This window comes from Micromonospora sp. NPDC005291 (assembly GCF_040607415.1).
In the GTDB taxonomy this organism is placed as follows: Bacteria; Actinomycetota; Actinomycetes; order Mycobacteriales; family Micromonosporaceae; genus Micromonospora.
Window position 1 is genome coordinate 181,482 of record NZ_JBEXGR010000009.1, and the last position, 17,314, is coordinate 198,795.

Here is a 17,314-nt window from a genome sequence, read left to right on the forward strand (position 1 = left end):
GTGCCGTCGGCGCTCACCCATGCACACCGCCCGCACGGGCCGGTGAGATCGCAACAGGAGCGAAACAACTGTGGCCGTAAAGATCCGGCTCCTGCGGATGGGCAAGATCCGCAACCCGCAGTACCGCATCGTCATCGCCGACTCGCGCACCAAGCGTGACGGTCGGGCGATCGAGTTCGTCGGGGTGTACCAGCCGAAGGAAGACCCTTCGATCATCGAGGTCAAGTCGGAGCGGGTCCAGTACTGGCTGTCCGTCGGCGCTCAGCCGAGCGAGGCGGTGCAGCGGCTGCTGGAGCTGACCGGTGACTGGCAGAAGTACAAGGGCCTGCCGGCCCCGCCGCCGCTGCTGGTCGCCGCCGAGCGGACCGACCGCAAGGCGGCGTACGAGGCTGAGGCGAAGGCCGCCGCCGGGCTCGCCCCGGAGACCCCGGCCAAGCCGGCCAAGAAGGCCGCCAAGGCTGCCGAGGCTCCGAAGACCGAGGCTCCGAAGACCGAGGCTCCGAAGACCGAGGCTGCGGCCGAGGCTCCGAAGACTGAGGCTCCGGCCGCCGCTGCCGAGGCTCCGGCCGAGGCCCCGGCCGCCGCTGCCGACGCCGGTGAGCAGGCCTGACATGCCATTGCGTCCGGCGTTGGAGCACCTGGTCAAGGGCATCGTCGACCACCCGGACGACGTCCGGGTGCGGATGGTCGATTCCCGTCGGGGCAAGCGGCTCGAAGTCCGCGTGCACCCCGAGGACCTCGGCACTGTGATCGGGCGGTCCGGCCGGACCGCCAAGGCGCTGCGCCAGGTGATCGGCTCCATCGGCGGGCGCGGGGTACGCGTCGACATCGTCGACTCGTACTGATGCAGCTCGTCATTGGCAGGATCGGCAAGCCGCATGGTGTCCGCGGTGAGGTCACCGTGGAAGTGCGGACCGACGAGCCCGAAGCACGGTTCGCCCCCGGCACAGTGCTGCGCACTGAGCCGGGGGCGAAGCCCCCGACCGCATCGCCGCGCAGCACTGAGCCGGGCACTGAGCCGGGGGCGGTTCCGGCTTCCGCGCCAGCGGGCGAGCTCGGAGTGCCGTTCCGGGTTCCCGCGGAGCTGACCATCGAGGAAGCCCGCTTTCACCAGGGCCGGATGCTGGTCGCGTTCGACGGAATCCTGGACCGCGACGGCGCCGAGGCGCTGCGCGGGACACTGCTCGTGGTGGACAGCGCCGACGTGGCTCCGCCGGACGATCCGGAGGAGTTCCACGACCACCAGTTGGTCGGGTTGGCGGCGGTAACCCGGGCAGGCGAACGGCTGGGCGAGGTCGTTCGGATCGACCACGCACCCTCCTCCGACCTGCTGGTCCTGCGGCGCCCCGAGGGGCGTACCGCGTTGATCCCCTTCGTCCGGGCGATCGTTCCGGAGGTCGACCTCGCCGGTGGACGTGTGATCGTCGACCCGCCAGCCGGACTGCTCGACCTCTAGGCCGCTGGAGCACCCCCGCATGCGCGTCGACGTCGTGTCGATCTTTCCGGAGTACTTCGCCCCGCTGGACCTGTCGCTGATCGGGCGGGCGCGGGCCAACGGCGTACTCCAGCTTGCCGTGCACGACCTGCGGGCCTGGACCCACGACGTGCACCGCACGGTCGACGACACCCCCTACGGCGGCGGCCCGGGCATGGTGATGCGTCCTGAGCCGTGGGGTGAGGCGCTGGACGCGCTCGCGCCAGCCGAGGCCCCGCCGCCCCGGCTACTGGTGCCGTCGCCGGCCGGCGCCCCGTTCACCCAGGCCATGGCGTACGAGTTGGCTACCGAGTCGCACCTGCTCTTCGCCTGCGGTCGCTACGAGGGAATCGACCAACGTGTGCTGGCACACGCCGCCACCCGGATGCCGGTCACCGAGGTCTCGCTCGGTGACTACGTGCTCTTTGGCGGCGAGGTCGCGGTCCTGGTGATGCTGGAGGCGGTCACCCGGCTGCTGCCCGGGGTGCTGGGCAACGCGGGCTCGCTGGACGAGGAGTCGCACGCGCACGGGCTGCTGGAAGCGCCGATCTACACCAAGCCGCCGAGTTGGCGTGGGCACGACGTGCCGGAGGTGCTCCGCTCCGGGGACCATGGCAAGATCGCCCGCTGGCGGCGCGAGGAGGGCCTGCTGCGGACCGCCGCCCGGCGCCCGGACCTGCTCGCCGCGCTGCCCGCCGACCGGCTCGACAAACGGGACATCGCGGCCCTGGACCGGGCCGGATTTCAGCCGCCGCCGGGGGATGTGGCAAAGTAGGGGGGTTGCCGCATCCGTCCGCGCCCGCGGGCAGCTGCGAGGATCCCCGACCGGGGTCGGCTCGCCGAGCACCACCCGGGGATCAGAACCACCCACCCGCGCACCGAGTGACGGTGCGCCGTGAGCCTTACGAGGACGCAGCGATGAACATCCTGGACGCCCTTGACGCCCAGTCGAAGCGGACCGACCTTCCCGACTTCCGGGCCGGTGACACCGTCAAGGTGCACGCCCGCGTCGTCGAGGGCAACCGGTCCCGTGTCCAGATCTTCCAGGGCGTCGTGATCCGTCGCCAGGGTGACGGTCTGCGCGAGACCTTCTCGGTCCGCAAGATCAGCTTCGGTGTCGGCGTTGAGCGGACCTACCCGATCAACGGCCCGGGCATCGACCGGATCGAGATCCTGACCCGCGGTGACGTGCGTCGCGCGAAGCTGTACTTCCTGCGCGAGCTGCGCGGCAAGAAGGCCAAGATCAAGGAGAAGCGGGAGAAGCAGCCCAGCTGACTTCCCGCTCGCCACGCCGCCTGAGCTGCGCGTATGCCGTATCGACCAGATCGCACTACCCTGGTCGTACGGGCGCAGCTAGGCGGCAGGCCCGCCCATGTGATGGGCAGCCGTCCACTACCGCCCGTGGAGCCTCGACGAGGCTCCCGGGCGGTGGTTTTTCTGCGGACCGGGGAGTGGCGTGGTGCAGACGCTTGACGAGGACGGCGCCGTCGATCCCTGGCGCCGACGGGCTCGCCGTGGCCGCCGGCAGATGCCGCTCTGGCAGGAGCTTCCGCTGCTGCTGGTCGTCGCCTTCTGCCTCGCGGTGCTGATCCGCACCTTCCTGCTCCAGGCGTTCTTCATCCCGTCCGGCTCGATGGAGGACACGCTCCTCATCGGGGACCGGGTGCTGGTCAACAAGGTCGTCTACGACGTCCGTGACCCCGTACGCGGCGAGGTGGTGGTGTTCCGGGGCACCGACCGCTGGGCGCCGCAGGTCGACGAACAGCCGGATCCGGGCGTCGCCGGCAAGCTCGCCCGCACCGTCGGCGACCTGGTCGGGGTGAGCCGCCCCGGTGAGAAGGACTTCATCAAGCGGGTGATCGGTCTGCCCGGCGACCGGATCAAGTGCTGCGACAGCCAGGGTCGGGTGACCGTCAACGGCACCCCGCTCAACGAGCCGTACGTGCTGCGGAACTCCCCGCTGGACCTGCCGCCCAACCCGTCGGAGTGCCGCTCCCGGCGCTTCGACGAGGTTGTCGTACCGCCCGGTCAGATCTTCGTGATGGGCGACCACCGCGAGGTCTCCCAGGACGCACGCTGTCAGGGCCCGGTGCCGATCGACAACGTGGTCGGCCGGGCCTTCATGGTGGTCTGGCCCTCGTCGCGGTGGAATTCGCTGTCGGTGCCGTCGACATTCGAAGACGTGTCCGGGCCGGCCACGGCATCCTCCGGCGCGCCCCCGGTGCGACCGACCCCGCAGGGCGGTGTGCTGCTCATTCTTCCGGTGGTGGCCGCTCTGCGTGGTTCCCGCGCGTTCCGGACGGTGACGTCCGGTCCGGCAACGTAGGCTCCTTGGCGTGATTGACGAGCAGACCGACAAGCCCCGCAGTTCCTTCTGGAAGGAGCTGCCGATCCTGCTGGGTGTGGCGATCCTGGTCGCGGTGCTGGTCCGCGCCTTCGTGCTGCAGACCTTCTTCATCCCCTCCCCGTCCATGGAAAACACCCTCAAGATCGATGACCGGGTGCTGGTCAACAAACTGGTCTACGACTTCCGATCGCCGCACCGCGGCGAGGTCATCGTGTTCAAGGCTCCGACCGAGTGGAGCGGCAACCCCGACGGTGAGGACTTCATCAAGCGGGTGATCGGCACCCCCGGCGACCACGTGGTCTGCTGCGACCCGGAGGAACGGTTGATCATCAACGGCAAGTCGCTGGATGAGCCGTACATCTTCTCGATGAACGGGATCCGCGACAAGCCGGCCGACCAGGAGTTCGACATCACGGTGCCGGAGGGTCGGCTGTGGGTGATGGGTGACCACCGCTCGGCCTCGGGCGACTCACTGGAGCACTGGCAGCAGTCCGGGCAGAACATCACCGAGGCCACGATCCCCGAGGAGGAAGTGGTCGGGCGCGCGTTCACCGTCTTCTGGCCGTTCAATCGGGCCACCTGGCTGACCGTGCCCGATCAGTACGACGGCATTCCCAAGCCGTAGACCGGCGGGGGCGTGGGCGATCCGCCGTCGGTCTGGCAGGCTGGGGCGGTGAACGTGAGCGCGAGGAGTGAGCTTGCGAGCCCCGCAGTCGCGAACAGCAGCAACCGTGTCTACACCCCTCGACGCGCGGCCCGCGTGCTGCTCGTCGACGCGGCCGGTCGGGTCCTGCTGTTCGAGGGCTTCGACCCGGCACGACCCGGGCACCGCTACTGGTTCACGCCGGGCGGCGGGCTCGACCCGGGGGAGTCGCCGGCGGCGGGCGCGGTCCGAGAGTTGGCCGAGGAGACCGGGCTGCGGCTCGACCCGGCCGAGCTGGGCGAGCCGGTCTGGTCCGACGCGACCGAGTTTCCGTTCGACGGCACCTGGTACCGCCAGGAGCAGGACTTCTTCCTGTTCCGGGTGCCGTCCTGGGAGGTGGACACCACGGGCTTCAACGACGTCGAGCAGCGCAGCATCGCCGGTCACCGCTGGTGGCTTCCCGACGAGCTGGTGGCCAGCGGTGAGCGGTTCTACCCCTCCGAGCTGCCCGCCCTGCTGACCCGGCTGGGGCAGTCGACCGCCGCCGACCAGGACGAGGCGTCGTGCTGACCCCGCCGCGCACCGTCGTGCGCCGCGAGGCCGGGCTGTACGCCCTGGAGCGGGCGCTGCAACGGCGGGGCTTCCGGCACGTCGCCGGCGCCGACGAGGCGGGCCGGGGCGCGTGCGCCGGTCCGCTGGTCGCCGCCGCGGCGGTGCTGCCCGAGGGGCGGCGCGGCGAGATCGAGGGGCTGGCCGACTCGAAGCTGCTCACCCCGGCCAGCCGGGAACGGGTGTACGCGGAGGTCGTGGACCGGGCACTCGCGTACGCCGTGGTGGTCATCCCGGCCGAGGAGGTCGACGCTCGGGGGCTGCACGTGTGCAACCTGGCCGCGATGCGCCGGGCACTCGCCTCGCTCACCACGCGCCCGGAGTACGTGCTGACCGACGGCTTCGGCGTGGACGGCCTGGGCGTGCCCGGGCTGGCGGTGTGGAAGGGCGACCGCGTGGCGGCGTGCGTGGCGGCAGCCAGCGTGCTGGCCAAGGTCACCCGGGACCGGATCATGGTGGAGATGGACGGGGTGTTCCCGGCGTACGGCTTCGCCGAGCACAAGGGCTACATCACCCCGGAGCACACCGCGGCGCTGCGGGAGCACGGGCCGTGCCGGGAGCACCGGTTCTCGTACGTCAATGTCGCCACCGTCTCCGGCCGCGACGGCCGGCCGCCGCGCGCCCGACGGCCCGGCGGCCACGGCCCGGAAGAGCCGATGGAGCGCTCCTGGGCGTCAGGGGGTACCGTCGGCGTGGCGTTGGGCGAGCAGCCTCGGCCTCCGACGCCGGTGGGGGAAGATGTGGCCATGGAAGGCGGAGTGCGATGAGCGCGGAAGATCTCGAGAAGTACGAGACCGAGATGGAGCTGCAGCTCTACCGGGAGTACCGCGACATTGTCCGCCAATTCTCGTACGTGGTGGAGACGGAGCGTCGGTTCTACCTGGCCAACCAGGTCGACCTGCACGTGCGCAACTCCGACGGCGAGGTCTACTTCGAGGTCGAGATGCACGACGCCTGGGTGTGGGACATGTATCGTCCTGCCCGCTTCGTGAAGAACGTCCGGGTGATGACCTTCAAGGACGTCAACGTCGAGGAGCTGGAGAAGCCCGACATCTCGCTGCCGGCCGACTCCGGCTTCGGCGGCTGACCGCACCCGTACCGCCCGGCCGCACCACGGGCCCCCCACCCGTGGCGTAGCCGTCGCCGCCGATCACTCGGCCGGCACCACGACCTCGACCCGCTGCACCAGGTTGTTGGCGAAGCCGCCACGGTTCCACGGTTGCTCGACCGGCTGGGTCCGCCCGGACGCGTCGGTCGCCCGCGCGCCGAGCACGTACCGACCGGGCGTCGCGACCCACTCGTGTCGCCAGCGCCGCCAGGCGAAATCTCCAGCCTCCGCCGGGTCCAGCTCGGCCGGTGCCCAGCTCTCCCCGCCGTCGGTGGTCACCTCAACGGCGACCACCGGCGCGTGCCCCGACCAGGCCCGACCGTCGAGGGTGCACGGTCCCGGGCGCAGCACCCGGCGGCGGGACATGAAGTCGGGGAAGCCGGGCGGACGGACCAGCGCACGCGGCTCGATCCGCGTGACCGGCACGCCCGGGTCGTCGGCATCCTGGCGCACCCGGTAGGCCACCGCGTTCTGGTAGCCGTCGAACGGTCTGGTCTGAATCTCGATGGAGTGGACCCACTTCACGTGCGCCATGCCGTACCAGCCAGGCACGATCAGTCGCAGCGGCGCGCCGTGCTGCGGCAGCAGGGCAGCGCCGTTCATCTCGTACGCCAGCAGCACCTCCTCGCGCAGCGCGTCGGCGACCGGCAGCGCCCGCTGGTAGTCCTGCTCGATCCCGCGTTCGACACCGTGATCGGCGCCGGTGAAGACCACGTCCACCGCGTCCGACCCGAGGCCCGCCTCACGCAGCAGCGGCGCCAGCGGGGTGCCGGTCCACTCGGCGTTGCCGACCGCCTCGACCAGCCAGGGCTGGCTGACCGGCCGGGGGTGCAGCAGGGCTCGACCGTTGCCGGCGCACTCCAGGGTCACCTGGTGGGTGACCCGCGGCCGCTCGCGCAGCTCGGCAAGCGTGACCGTCAGCGGCCGGTCCACCGCGCCGCCGATGGTCAGCGTGTGCGTCGCCGGGTCGAGCTCCGGAATGTCGTAGTGGATCAGCAGGTAGTGCAGCCCGGCCGGGGTGACGTCGTAGCGCAGCGCCTCCAACGGGATGCCGTGGTTGCGGGCGGCGAGCTGCAACTCCTCGGCGCTGATCGCCTCGTCCGGCTCCGCGAGCCGGGACGGCCCGCTCACCTCGGCCAGCGTCGGCCCGCTGGGGGGCTTCGTCCGGTCATCGACACTGGTCATGCGGGGCCTCCCGGTCCAAACGGCGGCACCCGCCGTACGCGGCCCAGCCTAGGCCCTCCGTGATGGCCCAACACGGGCCGGCGGATGCCGCGGCGTTCGAGCGCCTCACCACCGAGGAGGCCGCGCATGCGGAATTGATTCTCGATGTTCCCTCCGACGTCGACCAGGAGGTGACCGGAGGGGAATGCTGCATCAGCTCGGCAGGAAACGGAACATCGTCATCCCGGAGGGCAGCGGCCGGGGATGGCCGAGGTGCCGGTGTACGCCGACACCCACCTGTTCGGCCGGGGTGCTGACCGCGATCTGCGCGAACCCCTCGTGCGCGAACCAGTCTCCGATGGCCGGCACCAGATCGGGCTCGCGCCGGTGCCGCGTCCAGATCACCGTGCCGCCGCTCGCGCAGAGGGCGGCGCAGTGCCCGACGGTGGCCCTGACGTCGGCGTCCGACACGTTGCCGAACACCCCGCAGAGCAGCACCACGTCGGCGGGGACCAGATCGGCGTACGCGTCGGTCAACCCGGCGTCGCCCACCACCACCTGCACGCTGGTCAGCCCGGCCGCCCGTGCGGCGTCCTCGGCCATCGCGGCGTTGCGCGGGTCCAACTCGACCAGGCGGGCGGTCACGTCGGCTTGGCGGGGGTGTGTGGCGAGCACCGGGATCAGGTCTCGCCCCTGACCCGCGCAGGCGCTGACCACCCGCAGCGGCCCGGCCGGTGCGCGGTCCAGGGCCGTCCGGACCTGCTCCTGCACCTTGGTCAGCCGGGCGGCCAAGGCCGACCCCGGCTCGTCGTAGTCCTCGTGCCAGGAGAGCCAGTCCCGAGTCATCGGCCCAGCATAGGTAGCGTCCACCAACCCCGGGCATAGCAGATCATCGACGCCTTCGGGTCGTCGTCCACAGGTCCTCCGGTCATCCACAGCTCGGTCGGCCGGGCTGGCGGACGACCCGGCCCTGGCCGAAGGCTGCCGTCATGCGACCGCCATCCGCACCGTGCGTCGGCTCGATCCGCCGTACCGTCCTGCTCTGCACCGCGTTGCCGCTCGCGCTGACCGTCCAGCTCTGCGGGCTGGCCGTGCTGGTCGCGGCAGTGCCCGGCCAATCACCGGCGCCGGCCGTGCCGCTCGCTGTGGCGGCGGTGGCGGACCAGGTGGACGCCGGCCCCGGGCGGTTCCGCTGGCCGGTCGACGGGCCGCCTCGTCCGGTACGCCGGTTCGATCCGCCGCCCCGGCCCTGGCTGCCCGGCCATCGGGGGGTCGACCTGGCCGCCCCGCCCGGAGCGGTGGTCCGCAGCGCCGGGTCGGGCACCGTGCTCTTCGCCGGTCTGGTGACCGGCCGCCCGGTGATCACCGTGGGGCACGCCGACGGGCTGCGAACCACCCACGAACCGGTCCGACCAGCCGTACGCCCCGGCCAGCCGGTCGCCGCCGGCGCGCCACTGGGTGAGCTGCTGCCCGGACATCCGGGTTGCCCGGCCGACGCGTGCCTGCACTGGGGTCTACGCCGGGGCCAGGAGTATCTGGACCCGCTGGCACTGCTCGGCCTCGGCCCGGTGCGACTGCTCCCGGTCGACGGGGTCAGTGCCGGCGGGGGTAGTGGGGTCAGCGCTGGGCGAGCAGTGCCGGCAGCCGCACGGCCAGCCGTTCGTACTCGTCGGCGGTGTTGTAGACCTGACCGGTGAGCCGCAGCCACCCCTGGCCGCTCCAGCTCATCACCGCCACCTCGGCGGCGAGCCGCTCGCCGATCCGCGTCTGCAACGCCCGCGCCGCGTCGATGGTGGGGGCTGTGCCCGCCGGCAGCGGAATGAGGCGCAGAGACACCCCCGGCCCGCCGGGGTCGGGCAGTTGGGCGGGGGGCACCCCCAGCGCGTCCCCCACCACCCGCTGGCCGTACGCGGCGAGGGCGGAGTTGTGCGCCCGCACCCGGTCGAGGCCGAGACTGCGCAGCGTGAACAGGCCCGCCGGGGCGGCCAGCCAGGGCGTGTAGTCGAGAGTCGCCTGCCACTCGATCCGGGCCGGGAAACCGGAGTCCTGCTCCCAGGAGACCACCAGTGGCTCGATCTGGTCCCGCCACTGCGGTGCCACCGCCAGCAGGGCGGTCCCGCGCGGGGCGTACGCCCACTTGTGCAGGTTGCCCACCCAGAAGTCGGCGCCGATGCTGGCCACCGGCGTCGGCAGCATGCCCGGGGCATGCGCGGCGTCCACCAGGACCGGCACGCCATGTTCGCGGGCAACCCCGACGATGGCGGCGGTCGGGAAGAGCTTGGCGGTGGCCGAAGTGAGCTGATCGACGACAAGTAGCCGGGTACGCCCTGGACGCAGGCCGGCGCGGATGGTCTGCACGATCTGCTCGTGGGTGGCGTCCAGCGGGATCGGCAGGACCCGGCCGACCGCTTCGGTGCGGCGGCACTCACGTTGGATGGCCAGGCTCACCGCCCCGTACCCGTGGTCGGTGCTGAGCACCTCGTCACCGGGTCGCAGGCCCAGCGACTGGAGCACCACGGCGACGCCGGTGGTCGTGTTGCCCACCAGGGCGCTGCCATCGGGGTCGGCGCCCAGGAACCCGGCAAGGTGCTGGCGGGTGTGGGCGATCCGATCGACCAGCCCCTGGGTGAAGAAGCGCAGGGGGTTGGCCTCCATCTCGTCGCGCAGCCGCTGCTGGGCTCGCTGCACGCCGATCGGGACCGCGCCGAACGAGCCGTGGTTGAGGTGGCTGACCGCCGGATCCAGGGAGAAGAGCAGGCGGGCGCCCGGGATCGGCTCAGGGGGCTGCGGGACGCTCACTTGATGATCGTAACCGCCGCGCTCCCTCGCCTCCGGCCCTTGATCAGGCGCGCGGGTGGGCCTGGCGGTACGCGGCACGCAGCCGCTCCACCGAGACGTGCGTGTAGATCTGCGTGCTGGCCAGCGACGAGTGGCCGAGCAGCTCCTGCACGGCGCGCAGGTCCGCACCACCCTCCAGGAGATGGGTGGCAGCGGAGTGGCGCAGACCGTGCGGGCTGATCCGGGGCAGGCCGGCTGTCTCGGCGTACGCACCGACGATCTGACGCGCTGTCGTCGTGTTGAGCCGACCACCTCGGGCGCCGAGCAGCAGCGCGTCGCCAGAGTGGACGCCCACCAACGGTGGGCGTCCCCGGCGTAGCCACTCGTCCAACGCCCGCTGAGCGGGCACCCCGTACGGCACCGAGCGTTCCCGTCCGCCCTTGCCGAACACCCGGATCACCCGTCGGCCGTGGTCGACGTCCCCGACGTCCAACCCGCAGGCCTCGCTGACCCGCACACCGGTGGCGTAGAGCAGCTCGAGCAGCACCCGGTCGCGCAGCGGCACCGCCTCGGTCGCGGCCCGTTCCGCTGCGCCCGATGCCGGTCCGGTCGGTGGGTCCGCGGGCGGTGCCTGCCGGGTGGGCGCCTCGACCAGAGCGGCGGCCTGGTCGGCGCGCAGAACGGTGGGCAGCTCCCGGTGCGCACGAGGGCTGGCGAGCGCGGCACCCACGTCGGCGGAGAGCAGCCCGGCCCGGTGCGCCCACGCGCTGAACGCCCGCGCCGACGCGGCCCGCCGGGCCAACGACGTGCGGGCCGCACCAGTGGTTCGCTGCCGCGCCAGCCAACTGCGCAGCACCGACAGGTCCAGCTCGGCCAGGTCGCCGCAGCCCATCCGTACGGCGTGGTCGAGCAGTGAGACGAGATCGGTGACGTACGCGCGGACGGTGTGCGCCGACCGGTTACGCACCCGGGACAGGTGCTCGGCGAAGTCGTCGATGGCGTCGCGCAGCGCTGGCGGTAGTGCCTGGTGCATGGCCCGGGTGCCCCGGTCGGGCCGGCTCATCGTGGCCCCGCCAGCCGCGCCGACGCGCTGGCCCGACCGGCCCAGGCAACCCCACTGACAGCTGGCACGGCACCAGCCTACGGCCGGGCGACGTACGTCACCGGCCACGATGGTGCCGGTGTTCGTCTAGCGGCGGTTGGCCCTCTTGATCAGTACCGCGACCAAGCCGGCAATGAGCGCGGCGGACGTGACGAGACAGCACAGCGTGGTGATGTGCCACGGCTTGATAGCACCCATGACCGCGCACGGTACCGGCAACACCGACTGTCGGGGTGCCCGGTGCTTCAGGGTGCGGTGACGCCTTCGGTGCCGCGCTTCGGTTTGACGGGTGAGGTGAGGGCATAGCCGTCGTCGCGACGGACCACCATGGACAACTCCTCCAGCAGGGACAGCTTGCGCAACGCGGTCCGTAGGTCGACACCGGCGCGGGCGGCGAGCCGGTCCACGCCCATCGCGCCCCGGCGGGGCAGCGCCTCCAGCAGCGAGCGCGCGTCGTCGTCGAGCGTGTCGGTCGCCCGTTGCGGGCCGCGCGCCAGCGGGGCCAGGTCCGTGCCGATCCGGCCTACCTCCTCAAGCACGTGCGCCACCCCGGTGACCAGCCGGGCCTTGGGGAACTCGCGGAGCAACTCGTGTGCCCCGACGGACATCGCCGAGGTCACCGGCCCGGGCACCACCATGGCCACCCGCTCGGTGTAGATGGCTCGCCGAGCGGTCTGTGTCGCGCCACTGCGCGCCGACGCCTCCACCACGACGGTGCCCAGGGTGCCTCCGGCGATCACCCGGTTGCGGATCAGGAACCGGGGCCGCAGCGGCTCGGCGCCGGGCGGCCACTCGCTGACCAGCAGCCCGGTGTCGGCGATCCGGTCGAAGAGCGCGGCGTTGCCCATCGGGTACGGCCGGTCCAGCCCACAGGCGAGCACCGCAACGGTCAGGCCGCCCGCGTTGAGGGCACCCCGGTGGGCGGCAGCGTCGATGCCGAACGCGCCACCGGACACGACGGTCCAGTCCCGCTCGGCCAGCCCGTACCCCAGCTCAGTGGCGACGTGCTGGCCGTAGCCGGTCGCCGCCCGCGCCCCGACCACGGCCACCGAGCGCTCCAGGGCCTCGCCCAGCGGCCAGCTGCCGCGTACCCAGAAGCAGAGCGGTGGGGCTGTCTCACCGTCCACCCGGCGGGTGACGTCCGGCAGGTGCAGCGTGGCCAGGCCCGCCACCCGGGCCGGCCACTCCTCGTCGTCCGGTGTGACCAGCCGGGCACCGAGCCGGTCCGCCCGGTCCAGCGCCTCGGCCGCCACCGCCCGGGCGTCGCCAGCCGCCGACCGGGCGGCCACCGTGGTGTGCAGCCAGCCGTCCGGGCTGCCGCCGTCGAGCAGCAGGTCCAGGGTCGCCACCGGGCCGAGCCGTTCCACCAGTCGGTGCACCGCGCGGGTGCCCGGCTCGGCCAGCCAGGTCAGTGCGACCCGGGCCAGCCTGCGTTCCTCGTCGGCGCTCACGTCGCCTCCCCCGTCCGTAGTTGGATCGCCTCCCGGACGTCGTCCAGGTCTGGCCGGTCCCGGCCGTCCAGATCAGCGATGGTCCAGGCCATCCGGATCACCCGATCGAAGCCGCGTGCCGACAGCGAGCCGGAGTCGAGCCGGCCACGCAGCTCGACGGTGACCCGGGCGGGCAGCCGCCACGGCGGTCGGCGCAGATGCGGGCCGTCCACCTCGGCGTTGACTCGCCGACCGAGGCTGGCCCAGCGGGTGGCCGCCGCCTGCCGGGCAGCCGCCACCCGGGCGGCGACCGTCGCCGAGGGCTCGGCCTCGCCGTCGGGTGCCATCAGTTCCGCCGCCCGCACCGGCATCAGCCGCACCTGCACGTCGATCCGGTCGAGCAGCGGCCCGGAGAGCCGGCCCAGGTAGCGGCGGCGGGCCAACGGCGTGCACTCGCAGTGCGCGTCGCCGGCCGGTTTGGCACAGGGGCACGGGTTGGCGGCCAGCACCAACTGGGTTCGGGCCGGGTACACGGTGCCGCCCCCGCTGCGAGTCAGCTGAATGCGGCCGTGCTCCAAGGGTTGACGCAGTGCCTCCAGGGCACCCTTGCTGAACTCGGGGGCCTCATCCAGAAAGAGCACACCGCGGTGTGCCAGCGACACCGCGCCGGGTCGGGCCAGCCCCGAGCCGCCACCGACCAGCGACGGGACGGTCGCGGTGTGGTGCGGTGCCTGGAACGGCGGGCGACGCAGCAACCGGCCGCCCGGTGGCAGCAGCCCGGCGACCGAGTGCAGCGCGGTGACCTCCAGCGCCGCGTCGTCGTCCAGCTCGGGAAGGATCGACGGCAGCCGTTCGGCGAGCATCGTCTTGCCGGCGCCCGGAGGGCCGAGCAGTGCCACGTGGTGCCCGCCAGCGGCGGCGACCTCCAATGCGCGCCGGCCCATCTGCTGCCCGGCGACGTCGGCGAGATCCGGCCCGTCGGCGGCCGGCGCCGGGGTGGCGGCCGGCGGCTCGATCAGCGGGGTGCCGTCGCGAACGAAGGCGACCAGCCGGTGCAGGGTGTCCACCGCTCGCACCCGTACCCCGGGGATGACCGCGGCCTCGGCGGCGTTGCCGACCGGGACGATCACCCGCTCGACGCCGGCCTGGGCTGCGGCGGCGACCATCGGGAGCACCCCGCGCACCGGCCGGACCGTTCCGTCCAGCCCCAGCTCGCCGAGGACCACCACCCCCTCCAGGGGAAGCAGCGGCAGCTCACCCGAGCCGCCCAACAGAGCTGCGGCGATGGCCAGGTCGAACCCCGAGCCGAACTTCGGCAGCGTGGCGGGCAGCAGGTTGAGGGTGATCCGCCGGTTGGGCCAGCGCTGGCCGGAGTTGACCACGGCGGCGCGGACGCGGTCGCGGGCCTCGTGCAGGGCGGTGTCCGGCAGACCGGAGATCACCACCGCTGGTAGACCGGCGGCCAGGTCGGCCTCCACCTCGACCAGGTGGCCGGTGACGCCGACCAGCCCCACACAGAGCACCTTCGCGTAGCTCATCGCGCGTCACCGACAGCCCGAACGTCCGGTGTCCGCATCTCAGAACGCGCCCTTGAGGTGGTCGACCTGGGCCGGGCCGGCGTCCGGTAGGCGCACCGACAGCACGTCGAAGCGAACCTCCTCGGCGGTCGTGCCCGTCTCGGCCAGCCAACGCGCGGCGAGCCCACGCAGTCGGCGGGCCTTGGCCGGCACGACGGCTTCGGCAGGGGTGCCGAAGTCGTCGCTCCGGCGGGTCTTCACCTCGCAGAAGGCGAGCACCGGCCCATCCCACGCGATGATGTCGATCTCCCCGGCCGGGCAGCGCCAGTTTCGGGCGACCGGGCGCAGCCCTGCCTCGGTCAGGTGCTGGGCGGCGCACCGCTCGCCGTAGGCGCCAACCGCCTGGTTCCGCTTCGTCATGGCCGGCACGGTGCCTGTCGCCGCACCGGCATCGCGACCCCGCTGGAGGCCGAACTGTGGACGACGGGCCACCTGTGGACAGCCGGACGATCAAGCCCGCGATGTGCTACGGCACCCTGCTGCACAGGTGGGCGGCCGGCGCGGCCCGCGCGGGTTCAAATGGCGCGCAGGCAGCCGGTCGCATACGGTGCCGGACGTGGACGGACGACGGAGCATTCCGGAAGATCAGGAGCCGCGCTGGTACCCCGACGAGCGGGGTCGCGGTTACGGCGAGTCGGAGTGGCGTGGCGCGGGCGAACCGCGGTACCGGGACAGCGAGATTCCCGAGCAGCGTGGCGCCGACGAGGGCCGCTTCGGCGAGGACACCGGCGCTGGCCGACGTCGGGAGCCGGACTCCGGCCGCTTCGGCGCCGTCGACGCGGGCCGCCTCGGCACGCCTGAGCCGGATTCGGGCCGCTTCGCCTCGGCGGAGCCGGACCTGGCTCGCTTCGCCTCGGCGGAGCCGGATTCGAGCCGCTTCGCCTCGACGGAGCCTGACTCGGCTCGCTTTGGCGTCGCGGAGCCGGACTCCGGTCGCTTTGGGGCGGTCGAGGGCCAGCCCGTCCGCTTCGGTACGCCTGAGCCCGACTCCGGGCGGTTCGGCGCGGTCGACCCGTTGGGGGACGCCCGGCCGGAGACCGACGGATACCGGGCTACCCGGTCCCGGCGCGCGGAGCGGGACCCCTCGGAGATCTCCGGCGAGCTGCCCGGTCGCCGGGCCGCCCGGGAGTCGGCCGGGACGGATTCCCGGCTGACCATCGGCCGCGAGGACGCCACCGCCAACCGGGTGGCGACGCCGACGCCGCCAAGCGACACGTCGGCCGGTGTGCTCGCCGACCAGGCTCGTCCGGCCCCGCTCAGCGCATATCCGATCATCGAGCCGACCCGGGGCGGCGACACGCCGCACCCGCTGGAGATGCCGACCGGCCCGATGACCCCGATCATCCCGCGCGGGGAGCTGCCCGCAGGCGAGCCGTCGGTGTATCCGCCGGTGGCCGACGGCGTCTACCGGACCCGTCGGCCGGTGTTGGCCGTACTCTTCGCCCTGCTGGTGTTGATCTTCGAGGTTCCCGCGCTGCGGGTGCTGCTGGCGGGCGTGACCGGTGATCCGGTGGACGCCGGGAACGTGGTGGTGGGTATCGCCCTGGTCGCCGCTCTCCCGATCTTCGCAACCGGGCTCTATGGGCTCCGTACCGGAGGTTTGGCGCTTTCCGACGGCGGCCGGGGCTGGCTACGCCCACCGACGGCCTACCTGACCGTCGGCCTGGGGCTCTTCCTCGCGGCGGCGCTCGCCGCCGGCTGACCCGCCGCTGTTGATTCACGCAACAACCAGGAAATAGTGGCCTCCGGCGACGCGGAGGCCACTATTTCCATGAACCAGCGCGATCGTCCAGCGCGAGCGGGCGGCGAGCGGCGAGCGGCGGCTCAGCACCCGCGCGCACCCCGGAAAGGCTGAACGGGTGAGGGGCGTACACTGGCCAACTGGCGACCGCCTCGTGCGGTCGACCTCGCGCGCCCTCTTCACGAATCATCGTGGAGTGACGGCCTCCCTGGTCCCGATCTTGATCGGGTCCACCATGGGCCGGCGACCAGGCGCCAGGACGCCCGGCCACCGGCCGGGCGTGACAACCAGGGATCTTGAGGAGTACCCCAACCATGGCCGTCGTGACCATGCGCCAGCTGCTGGAGAGCGGTGTCCACTTCGGGCACCAGACCCGGCGCTGGAACCCGAAGATGAAGCGCTTCATCATGACCGAGCGCAACGGCATCTACATCATCGACCTGCGCCAGACCCTCGAGTACATCGAGAAGGCGTACGAGTTCGTGCGTGGGACCGTCGCCGAGGGTGGCAGCATCCTGTTCGTCGGCACCAAGAAGCAGGCCCAGGAGGCGATTGCCGAGCATGCGACCCGGGTCGGCCAGCCGTACGTCAACCACCGCTGGCTCGGTGGCATGCTGACCAACTTCCAGACGGTGTACAAGCGGCTCCAGCGGATGAAGGAGCTGGAGGGCCTGGGTGACCTCAGCGGCACCACCGCCGGTTACACCAAGAAGGAGACCCTGCAGCTCTCCCGCGAGAAGATCAAGCTGACCCGCACCCTCGGTGGTCTGCGGGACATGCAGAAGCTTCCCGCCGCGGTCTGGATCGTCGACACCAAGAAGGAGCACATCGCCGTCGACGAGGCCCGCAAGCTGGGCATCCCGGTGATCGCGGTGCTGGACACCAACTGTGACCCGGACGAGGTCGACTTCCCGATCCCGGGTAACGACGACGCGATCCGGTCGGCCGAGCTGCTGACCAAGGTCGTCGCCGCCGCCGTCGCGGATGGTCTGATCGCGCGTTCCGGCCGTCGCCGGGGCAGCGACGAGAAGCCCGAGGGTGTCGCGAGCGACGAGCCGCTGACCGAGTGGGAGCGCGAGCTGCTGGAGCCGAAGAAGGCCGACGAGTCGGCCGCCCCGGCCGCGCAGCCCGCCGCTGTCGCCGCCGAGCAGCCTGCCGCCGCGCCGGCCGAGCAGCCCGCCGCTGTCGCCGAGCAGCCCGCCACCCCGGAGCAGCCGGCGCAGGCTGCCACCGAGCAGCCGGCGACCGCTACCGCGGAGTGATCGCACCGTCGCTGCCCCGCTGTCCGTTTCGGGCGCGGGGCAGCGGCGGTACGCCGGGCACGATTCGCCCGGATCCGGG

20 protein-coding genes are annotated in these 17,314 nt (G+C 72.5%); 13 read left to right on the top strand and 7 right to left on the bottom strand.

Annotation, left to right across the window (positions count from 1 at the left end; all coding sequences use genetic code 11):
- The first annotated feature begins 70 nt into the window (after positions 1-70).
- From rpsP to ABZT18_RS15535, 10 genes are all read left to right on the top strand, one after another.
- Positions 71-610 (top strand): 30S ribosomal protein S16, encoded by a 540-nt coding sequence (rpsP, locus tag ABZT18_RS15490; protein WP_354993144.1) that lies wholly within the window; start codon positions 71-73, stop codon positions 608-610.
- On the top strand, positions 585-845 hold the full coding sequence (locus ABZT18_RS15495; protein ID WP_172862164.1) for an RNA-binding protein: 261 nt from the start codon (positions 585-587) through the stop codon (positions 843-845). The genes rpsP and ABZT18_RS15495 overlap by 26 nt, the downstream gene beginning before the upstream one ends.
- Positions 845-1,456: a ribosome maturation factor RimM gene (rimM, locus tag ABZT18_RS15500; protein WP_354993145.1), complete on the top strand. Its 612-nt coding sequence runs from the start codon at positions 845-847 to the stop codon at positions 1,454-1,456. Before ABZT18_RS15495 ends, rimM begins: the two co-directional genes overlap by 1 nt.
- Positions 1,457-1,475: 19 nt before the next feature.
- Positions 1,476-2,249 (top strand): tRNA (guanosine(37)-N1)-methyltransferase TrmD, encoded by a 774-nt coding sequence (trmD, locus tag ABZT18_RS15505; protein WP_354993146.1) that lies wholly within the window; start codon positions 1,476-1,478, stop codon positions 2,247-2,249.
- Positions 2,250-2,392: 143 nt separating this feature from the next.
- Positions 2,393-2,749: a 50S ribosomal protein L19 gene (gene rplS / locus ABZT18_RS15510; protein ID WP_354993147.1), complete on the top strand. Its 357-nt coding sequence runs from the start codon at positions 2,393-2,395 to the stop codon at positions 2,747-2,749.
- A gap of 181 nt (positions 2,750-2,930) precedes the next feature.
- Positions 2,931-3,800, top strand: coding sequence for a signal peptidase I (gene lepB / locus ABZT18_RS15515; protein WP_354993148.1), 870 nt, complete (start codon positions 2,931-2,933; stop codon positions 3,798-3,800).
- Positions 3,801-3,810: 10 nt separating this feature from the next.
- Positions 3,811-4,446, top strand: coding sequence for a signal peptidase I (gene lepB, locus ABZT18_RS15520; protein ID WP_354993149.1), 636 nt, complete (start codon positions 3,811-3,813; stop codon positions 4,444-4,446).
- A 48-nt stretch (positions 4,447-4,494) separates the two neighbouring features.
- The gene (locus ABZT18_RS15525; RefSeq protein WP_354993150.1) at positions 4,495-5,034 is read left to right on the top strand and encodes an NUDIX hydrolase; all 540 of its coding nucleotides are present in this window, start codon (positions 4,495-4,497) and stop codon (positions 5,032-5,034) included.
- A complete protein-coding gene (locus tag ABZT18_RS15530) occupies positions 5,028-5,840 on the top strand; it encodes a ribonuclease HII (protein WP_354993151.1) in 813 nt (270 codons plus the stop codon). The genes ABZT18_RS15525 and ABZT18_RS15530 overlap by 7 nt, the downstream gene beginning before the upstream one ends.
- Entirely contained in the window at positions 5,837-6,160 is a 324-nt protein-coding gene (locus ABZT18_RS15535; RefSeq protein ID WP_007075222.1) for a DUF2469 domain-containing protein, read from the top strand. Before ABZT18_RS15530 ends, ABZT18_RS15535 begins: the two co-directional genes overlap by 4 nt.
- A 63-nt stretch (positions 6,161-6,223) precedes the next feature.
- Here ABZT18_RS15535 and ABZT18_RS15540 read toward each other — a convergent pair whose 3' ends face one another.
- Both ABZT18_RS15540 and ABZT18_RS15545 read right to left on the bottom strand, forming a co-directional pair.
- Entirely contained in the window at positions 6,224-7,366 is a 1,143-nt protein-coding gene (locus ABZT18_RS15540; protein ID WP_354993152.1) for a sulfite oxidase, read from the bottom strand.
- Positions 7,367-7,558: 192 nt separating this feature from the next.
- The gene (locus ABZT18_RS15545) at positions 7,559-8,191 is read right to left on the bottom strand and encodes a class I SAM-dependent methyltransferase family protein (RefSeq protein WP_354993153.1); all 633 of its coding nucleotides are present in this window, start codon (positions 8,189-8,191) and stop codon (positions 7,559-7,561) included.
- A 143-nt stretch (positions 8,192-8,334) separates the two neighbouring features.
- On the opposite strand from ABZT18_RS15545, the gene ABZT18_RS15550 reads away from it, so the two are divergent.
- Positions 8,335-9,042 (top strand): M23 family metallopeptidase, encoded by a 708-nt coding sequence (locus ABZT18_RS15550; RefSeq protein ID WP_354993154.1) that lies wholly within the window; start codon positions 8,335-8,337, stop codon positions 9,040-9,042.
- Here ABZT18_RS15550 and ABZT18_RS15555 read toward each other — a convergent pair.
- The 5 genes from ABZT18_RS15555 to ABZT18_RS15575 form a co-directional block, all read right to left on the bottom strand.
- Positions 8,963-10,144 (bottom strand): aminotransferase class V-fold PLP-dependent enzyme, encoded by a 1,182-nt coding sequence (locus ABZT18_RS15555; protein WP_354993155.1) that lies wholly within the window; start codon positions 10,142-10,144, stop codon positions 8,963-8,965. The genes ABZT18_RS15550 and ABZT18_RS15555 overlap by 80 nt on opposite strands.
- Positions 10,145-10,187: 43 nt before the next feature.
- Positions 10,188-11,186 carry a tyrosine recombinase XerC gene (locus ABZT18_RS15560; RefSeq protein WP_355251535.1) on the bottom strand — a complete coding sequence of 333 codons (999 nt, stop codon included), beginning with the start codon at positions 11,184-11,186 and terminating at the stop codon, positions 10,188-10,190.
- A 284-nt stretch (positions 11,187-11,470) separates the two neighbouring features.
- A complete protein-coding gene (locus tag ABZT18_RS15565) occupies positions 11,471-12,676 on the bottom strand; it encodes a DNA-protecting protein DprA (protein ID WP_354993157.1) in 1,206 nt (401 codons plus the stop codon).
- Positions 12,673-14,193 carry a YifB family Mg chelatase-like AAA ATPase gene (locus tag ABZT18_RS15570; protein ID WP_354993158.1) on the bottom strand — a complete coding sequence of 507 codons (1,521 nt, stop codon included), beginning with the start codon at positions 14,191-14,193 and terminating at the stop codon, positions 12,673-12,675. Before ABZT18_RS15570 ends, ABZT18_RS15565 begins: the two co-directional genes overlap by 4 nt.
- Before the next feature lie 39 nt (positions 14,194-14,232).
- The gene (locus tag ABZT18_RS15575) at positions 14,233-14,592 is read right to left on the bottom strand and encodes a YraN family protein (RefSeq protein WP_354993159.1); all 360 of its coding nucleotides are present in this window, start codon (positions 14,590-14,592) and stop codon (positions 14,233-14,235) included.
- Positions 14,593-14,788: 196 nt separating this feature from the next.
- Between ABZT18_RS15575 and ABZT18_RS15580 the strand changes: the two genes are divergently transcribed.
- Positions 14,789-15,934, top strand: a complete 1,146-nt coding sequence (locus ABZT18_RS15580; protein WP_354993160.1) for a hypothetical protein — start codon at positions 14,789-14,791, stop codon at positions 15,932-15,934.
- Between the two features lie 353 nt (positions 15,935-16,287).
- Entirely contained in the window at positions 16,288-17,235 is a 948-nt protein-coding gene (rpsB, locus tag ABZT18_RS15585; RefSeq protein WP_354993161.1) for a 30S ribosomal protein S2, read from the top strand.
- The last annotated feature ends 79 nt before the right edge of the window (positions 17,236-17,314 follow it).

What these genes read in the sequence shown, in the direction of transcription:
- rimM (WP_354993145.1), top strand. Translation starts at nt 845, where the DNA reads ATGCAGCTCGTCATTGGCAGGATCGGCAAGCCGCATGGTGTCCGCGGT.
- trmD (WP_354993146.1), top strand. Translation starts at nt 1,476, where the DNA reads ATGCGCGTCGACGTCGTGTCGATCTTTCCGGAGTACTTCGCCCCGCTG.
- rplS (WP_354993147.1), top strand. Translation starts at nt 2,393, where the DNA reads ATGAACATCCTGGACGCCCTTGACGCCCAGTCGAAGCGGACCGACCTT.
- ABZT18_RS15535 (WP_007075222.1), top strand. Translation starts at nt 5,837, where the DNA reads ATGAGCGCGGAAGATCTCGAGAAGTACGAGACCGAGATGGAGCTGCAG.
- ABZT18_RS15540 (WP_354993152.1), bottom strand. Translation starts at nt 7,366, where the DNA reads ATGACCAGTGTCGATGACCGGACGAAGCCCCCCAGCGGGCCGACGCTG.
- ABZT18_RS15545 (WP_354993153.1), bottom strand. Translation starts at nt 8,191, where the DNA reads ATGACTCGGGACTGGCTCTCCTGGCACGAGGACTACGACGAGCCGGGG.
- ABZT18_RS15550 (WP_354993154.1), top strand. Translation starts at nt 8,335, where the DNA reads ATGCGACCGCCATCCGCACCGTGCGTCGGCTCGATCCGCCGTACCGTC.
- ABZT18_RS15560 (WP_355251535.1), bottom strand. Translation starts at nt 11,186, where the DNA reads ATGAGCCGGCCCGACCGGGGCACCCGGGCCATGCACCAGGCACTACCG.
- ABZT18_RS15570 (WP_354993158.1), bottom strand. Translation starts at nt 14,193, where the DNA reads ATGAGCTACGCGAAGGTGCTCTGTGTGGGGCTGGTCGGCGTCACCGGC.
- ABZT18_RS15575 (WP_354993159.1), bottom strand. Translation starts at nt 14,592, where the DNA reads ATGACGAAGCGGAACCAGGCGGTTGGCGCCTACGGCGAGCGGTGCGCC.
- rpsB (WP_354993161.1), top strand. Translation starts at nt 16,288, where the DNA reads ATGGCCGTCGTGACCATGCGCCAGCTGCTGGAGAGCGGTGTCCACTTC.